Here is a 5,762-nt window from a genome sequence, read left to right as displayed (position 1 = left end):
TCACGGATGACTGTACTGCCTGTGGCACCTGTATTGAAAGCTATGAATGTCCATCATTGATCAGCGACGAATCCGAGACCGTTCATATCGACCCACTTACCTGCGTCGCCTGTGGTTTATGTATTGATGTCTGTCCCTTTGGCGCCATCGTTGGAGAAAAGTGAAAGGAAGTATTAAGACATGAAAATCATCATTGCCGGCGTCGGCGGCCAGGGGGTAGTTTTTCTTTCCCGGCTGTTTGCTGAAGTAGCCATGCAATCCGGCGATCAGCTTATTTCCTATGAAAGCCACGGAATGGCCATGCGCGGTGGTTCAGTCAGCAGTCACCTGAAAATCGGGGAATACCAGTCGCCGCTCATCAGCAATGGTGAGGCCGATATTCTTCTGGTACTGGCAGCCGAAGAACTGCCAAATGTCCGTCATCTTCTGCGCCATTCCGGGCAGTTGTTTATTAACGCGGAAAAAGCAGTGGCAGGCCTCGAAGACTATCAAACCGCGATGATCCCGGCAAGCCTCATGGCCATGGAGCACAACCTGCCCCAGGCCGTCAACCTGCTGCTTGCCGGATTTGCCAGCTCCCATTCCGGTTTTCCCTACTCAGCTGTCCAGTTTCGCTCGGCCCTGGAGGAAATGCCAATCAAGGAAAAAATAAGGGCGGCGAATATCGCCGCCCTTAATCTGGGATGCAGTTGGAAAGCCTCCCGATAATATGTGCAAATATTCGACTTTGTCTATAGATTGACAAATTTTTATTATTTCTCACAGAGACACGGAGTCACAGAGGGCAAATGACTCGGGTTCTCTGTGACTTTGTGCCTCTGTGAGAGTATTTTTATCTTTTCTGAAAACGTAGTCGAATGTTTACTAATATGTCCCCATATGTATTTATTGAATGGGGGAGATGCTGCTCACCTTAAACTCTGCAGCTAGCAGTTTATCCTTCAATTTATCAGTCTGGACTTCACAAACCCGAAAAACCAGTTGCCGGCGACCATAAACCGGGACATCATCAACCACTGCCAGGCTGCAAAGGGTCAGCTTCAGCTCATCCAGGATACTGATAACTTTGATAATCGCATCCTGATCTTTCGGAAAATCCTCGATGGTAACCCGGCTGGATGGCACTTTATTGGCGCCCAGCATGGTCAAAAAAGCCCGGTAAATATCTGATTCGGTAATAATCCCCACCAATTTTCCACCATCCACCACCAACAGGGCGCCAATTTGATGCTTTGTTCCCAGGATTGCCGCCTTTTCCAGGGTCATATCCGGTGAACAGGTAATCAGCTTTTTAGTCATAATATCGGCTACCGTCATTTTTGCCAGCAGGTAATTCAACTCATGGATGCTGAGTGATGTAGCTGCTGATGGCTGGGCTTCCCTGAGGGTATTCAAGGTAACAATTCCCACCAGTTTTTTCCCATCCAGAACCGGCAACCGCCTGAAACCATGGTCTTTCATGATTTTTTTGGCATCGATGGCCAGGGTATCCGGAGTGACGGTTATGGGGTTTTCTTTCATCCAGTTGCTTACAAACATTTTTCAACTCTCCCAAAAAACATGGTTAGTCACTTTAATTAAGCTGTCAGCTATCAGCGCTTAGCCATTTCAAATTTTTCCCCAAAAAGGTCAAATAAATATAACCATGAAGGACATGAAGTCGTGAAGATTTTTAAGCTTCATCTTCTTCAAGCTCTTCATGGTAATAACGATTTCAGTCCCATTTCCGCTCATCCCTGATTTTCTTGCCGCCATCTGTGACAGCTCCCACCGGTAAAAGATTAACCACCGGGCGCAATTTAATACCATCCTGCACTGCCGCCACAAACTCTTTAGTGAATGTATCCACATCAGCGGGTTGTTCCTTCATCTCCAGATCAAAGGTCATGATGTCATTATTCTGTTCTCGGGTAACGACGATCTGGTAATTGGCCACCTGGGGAAATCCGGCCACCACTTTATCGGCCTGGGAAGGATGAACAAACATGCCTTTAACTTTGGTTATCTGATCAACCCGACCCATGATTCTGGTCAACCGCGGCGCGGTGCGGCCACAGGAACAGGGCTCTTCGGTAAAAGCGGATAAATCACCGGTTCCGAAGCGAATCAGAGGGTAGATCGGGTTAAACATGGTCACTACCACTTCTCCCGGTTCACCTGGGCCCAGGGGTTTCCCGGTCTGGGGATCAACAATCTCCACATAGGCATTGCTGGTAAAATGCATGCCGCTTTTCTCCCGACATTCATAGGCAAGGCAACCACAATCCGCGGTTCCATATCCCTGGCACAGGGTCATACCGTACATTTCTTCCACTTCCGCCCGCAAGGCATCAGTTAATATCTCGGCAGCCACATAACCAATTTCCAGCTGCAGATCATTACGGGGATCAATCCCCATCTCCCGGGCTTTCTCGCCAATTTTACGTAAGAAACTGGCCATCCCCACAAATCCGGTCACTCCCAGGTTTTTCATCAGCTGCACCTGGGTTTCCGTATTGCCAACCCCGGTGGGCAGGACACAACAACCAATCTCCAACAATGATTCCTCGAACATCAGGCCTGCCGGAGTCATTTGGTAGCCAAAGGTATTAATCACCACATCTTGAGGACGAAAGCCAGCGGCATAAAACCCTTCGGACCAGCCCCAGAAATCCGGCACCCGTCCCTGGGGGTCGTAAATTGGCCCGGGTGACATGAAAATACGCTTCAACTCATTGACCGGTACGGTCAGAAAGCCACCAAAAGGCGGATTTTCCGCCTGCAGCTGTGCCAGTTTGCTCTTCGAGGTTACCGGAAGTTTTGCCAGGTCAGCCGTTCCTTTAATATCATCCGGGGTAACGCCGGCATCAGCAAATATTTTAGTAATGGCCGGAGCCTCCCGATAGGCCATAACGCACAAGTCTCTCACCTGTTCATCATTATAAGACTGCCATTCGGCAGCGGATGCGGTTTCCCGCTCTTTATTTAAAAAACCGGCACTGCGGTTTATCGTCGTCATTTTCAGCTTCTCCTTGGATTCCAGCTCTCAGCAGTCAGCTCTCAGCTCTCAGCTAAAAGTCCTACTATTTCATGGTCTGGAATTTGTTTTACCAATTGATAGTTTTACAAATATACCAAGTACGCAGAATACTTGGCACAGGAATATCTTTTAATCTTTAACCTTGCACCTTGCACCTTGCACCTTATACCTTGCACCTCTCTTTTACAACCACCGCTTACGGCGCTTGTAGTGCTTCACATCTTTATAGCTTTTCTTTTTCCCCACTTCGGAAAGACCTAAGTAAAATTCCTTGACATCGGGATTGTTGCGCAGGCTTTCCGTGTCATCATCCATCACCACCTTGCCGCCCTCCATGATGTAACCATAATCCGCTATCCGCAGGGCCAGGTTGGCATTCTGCTCCACCAGCAGAATAGTAGCTCCTTCTTCCTTGTTTATCCGCTGGACAATCTCAAAAATCTCTTTCACCAGCAACGGCGCCAGTCCCAGGGATGGTTCATCCATCATCATCAGTTTCGGCTTTGACATCAAGGCCCGACCAATGGCCAGCATCTGCTGTTCTCCACCACTCATGTAGCCGGCCACCTGCTTATGGCGTTCTTTTAACCGGGGGAAGTAGCTGAACACCCTTTCCATATCCCGTTTAAAGTTCGAACGGTCTTTACGAACATGCCCACCGACTACCAGGTTTTCGGTAACCGTGAGATCTTTAAAAATCCGCCGTCCTTCCATTACCTGGAAGATACCGTCCTTGACAATATCCTCCGCTTCCTTTTTATTAATGACCTCACCCATGAACTCGATAGTCCCATCGGTCACCTCCCCCTCTTCCGCTTTCAGCAGGCCGGATACCGCTTTCAGGGTGGTGGTTTTGCCGGCCCCGTTAGCACCCAGCAAGGTGACAATCTTTCCCTCGGGAACCTCAAGGGACATCCCTTTCAACACCAGGATGACCTCGTTATATATTACTTCAATGTTGTTGATGCTAAGCATGTTACTCATGGGCATAAACTCCGAGGGGATGGTATATAGTAGCCGGGAACCGGAACCAAACTGCAATTCCGGCCCCCGGCTTAATTTTGCTGACTATAACGTTATAATATTATCGTTTTACGATGATTTTACCGGTGACCGGAACCAGCTTAGCATCTTTCACCTGATAGATACGCAGACCCAGGGAACCTTTATGGCTTTCCTTGGTAAAGGTGATGGGCACGGTCAGACCGCCGGTATCAAAGTCCTTAAGATTTTCAAGGGCGTCTTTGATGGTTTCACCGGTAATTTTGCCTTCAATCCGGCTGATGGCTTCAGCCATTACCTGCATGGCCACAAAACCCTGGAAATAATTAACCAGCTGGACTTTCCCCGGATGGTATTTTTCACTGATTTCGCGGGCCTTTTTCACCCCGGGCAGATGGACATCATCCCAGGTAGCGAAAGGGTTAGTCCAATAACAGCCTTCCGCGGCATCACCAGCATTAAGCATGGTCTGTTGACTCATGGCCCAGTTGAGGGCGAAAAATTTGGTCCGCAGTCCCAGTTTTTTGGCGTCCTTGAGGATGGTCGCCATGACGGAAGTCTCCTGGACAATGGCATAGTCCGGATCTTTCTGTTTCATGCTTAAAAGCTGCGGAGTGGCATCCAGCGCCCGCAGGCCGATGACCGGGGTATCAACAATATCTACATCAACTTCCTTGGCATAAGCCTCAGCAGCCGGGAAATGATGACCATGATAATCCACATCAAAGAAAGGAGAACGGCCAAAACCGGTATCATTATAAATCAGGGCAACCCGGGGTCTCCGGCTCTTATCGGTCCAGTTGGTGGCGATATATTTCAGCGCTACCCGAGCCTGATCGGCATAGGTTGTCCCGACCATAAAGTTATAGGGGGTTACCGCCGCATTGGTCAGATGCTCGGAATAAGAAGCGGACATATAAGGGATATGATCCTTGGTAATAATGGGGGACATGGCTTCAGTGTCACCGGTACCCCAACCCTGGATAGCAACCACACCGGCATTCTTAAATTTCTTATAAGCAGCCAGTGCCTGGGGAATTTTGTAGGCATAGTCAACATCCAGCAACTCAATCTTCATCCCATTAATGCCGCCGTTGTCATTAATATAACGGACATAATCGCGTACCCCTTCCGCATAGGGGGTGCCGACGCTGCCGGTGCCGCCGGTAATGTCAAACAGGCCACCGATCTTGATGGTTTTGGCCGCCATTGCCGTCGTGCCAACAAAGCAAAGCGCCAGAGATAATGCAATCACCAGAAATAATCGTTTCTTCATCTTTCCCTCCTCACAAGTTTAGGTTTTTCCTCGGTCAAGCATGTACGATTATATTATCTGACAATGCATCCATATGCGTACAACACATTGTCTAGTTGCTGCTTCGCCAGACTTCGAATTCTTCGTACCGCGGCGGGTCCATCCTTCGCCCGCCTACCGCATCGGTTTGCACCTTTGCTTCGCGAGGGGGACACTCTTGACTTGCCGCCGGCAGGTATTGGTTTATGCTCAGCTTTTTCCAGCTACCAGCCGCTGACCATTAACTACTGTTTCTATGCGGGAAGTCAAGAATGTCCCCAATCCCGGCGACCCCACTTCCCACTACCTTTTACCTTTTACCTTTAGCCTTTTTCCTTTAGCCTTTTTCCTTTAGCCTTTTTCCTTTAGCCTTTTTCCTTTAGCCTTTTACCTTTAGCCTTTTTCCTTTAGCCTTTTACCTTTAGCCTTTTACCTTTCTTTTAATAA

Annotated in this window: 6 protein-coding genes; 2 read left to right on the top strand and 4 right to left on the bottom strand. The window is 48.7% G+C overall.

Annotated elements, in window-relative coordinates; genetic code table 11:
* Positions 1-164: 4Fe-4S binding protein (locus tag U9P07_01155; GenBank protein MEA2108014.1), on the top strand; the 164-nt coding region annotated here is incomplete at its 5' end.
* 16 nt (positions 165-180) lie between these two features.
* Positions 181-708, top strand: coding sequence for a 2-oxoacid:acceptor oxidoreductase family protein (locus U9P07_01150; GenBank protein MEA2108013.1), 528 nt, complete (start codon positions 181-183; stop codon positions 706-708).
* A gap of 177 nt (positions 709-885) precedes the next feature.
* On the opposite strand, the gene U9P07_01145 is transcribed toward U9P07_01150, so the two are convergent.
* From U9P07_01145 to U9P07_01130, 4 genes are all read right to left on the bottom strand, one after another.
* A complete protein-coding gene (locus U9P07_01145) occupies positions 886-1,539 on the bottom strand; it encodes a CBS domain-containing protein (protein MEA2108012.1) in 654 nt (217 codons plus the stop codon).
* A gap of 175 nt (positions 1,540-1,714) precedes the next feature.
* Positions 1,715-2,998 (bottom strand): AMP-binding protein, encoded by a 1,284-nt coding sequence (locus U9P07_01140; protein ID MEA2108011.1) that lies wholly within the window; start codon positions 2,996-2,998, stop codon positions 1,715-1,717.
* A 204-nt stretch (positions 2,999-3,202) separates the two neighbouring features.
* A complete protein-coding gene (locus U9P07_01135) occupies positions 3,203-3,994 on the bottom strand; it encodes an ABC transporter ATP-binding protein (protein ID MEA2108010.1) in 792 nt (263 codons plus the stop codon).
* Between the two features lie 109 nt (positions 3,995-4,103).
* Positions 4,104-5,297 carry an ABC transporter substrate-binding protein gene (locus U9P07_01130; GenBank protein MEA2108009.1) on the bottom strand — a complete coding sequence of 398 codons (1,194 nt, stop codon included), beginning with the start codon at positions 5,295-5,297 and terminating at the stop codon, positions 4,104-4,106.
* Positions 5,298-5,762: the final 465 nt, after the last annotated feature.

The sequence above is a fragment of the Pseudomonadota bacterium genome (genome assembly GCA_034660915.1).
GTDB lineage: Bacteria > Desulfobacterota > Anaeroferrophillalia > Anaeroferrophillales > Anaeroferrophillaceae > DQWO01.
This window is presented reverse-complemented; position numbering and strand designations above follow the sequence as displayed.

Coding starts and splice junctions, on each gene's coding strand:
- U9P07_01145 (MEA2108012.1), bottom strand. CDS start 1,539: ATGTTTGTAAGCAACTGGATGAAAGAAAACCCCATAACCGTCACTCCG.
- U9P07_01135 (MEA2108010.1), bottom strand. CDS start 3,994: ATGCTTAGCATCAACAACATTGAAGTAATATATAACGAGGTCATCCTG.
- U9P07_01130 (MEA2108009.1), bottom strand. CDS start 5,297: ATGAAGAAACGATTATTTCTGGTGATTGCATTATCTCTGGCGCTTTGC.
- U9P07_01140 (MEA2108011.1), bottom strand. CDS start 2,998: ATGACGACGATAAACCGCAGTGCCGGTTTTTTAAATAAAGAGCGGGAA.
- U9P07_01150 (MEA2108013.1), top strand. CDS start 181: ATGAAAATCATCATTGCCGGCGTCGGCGGCCAGGGGGTAGTTTTTCTT.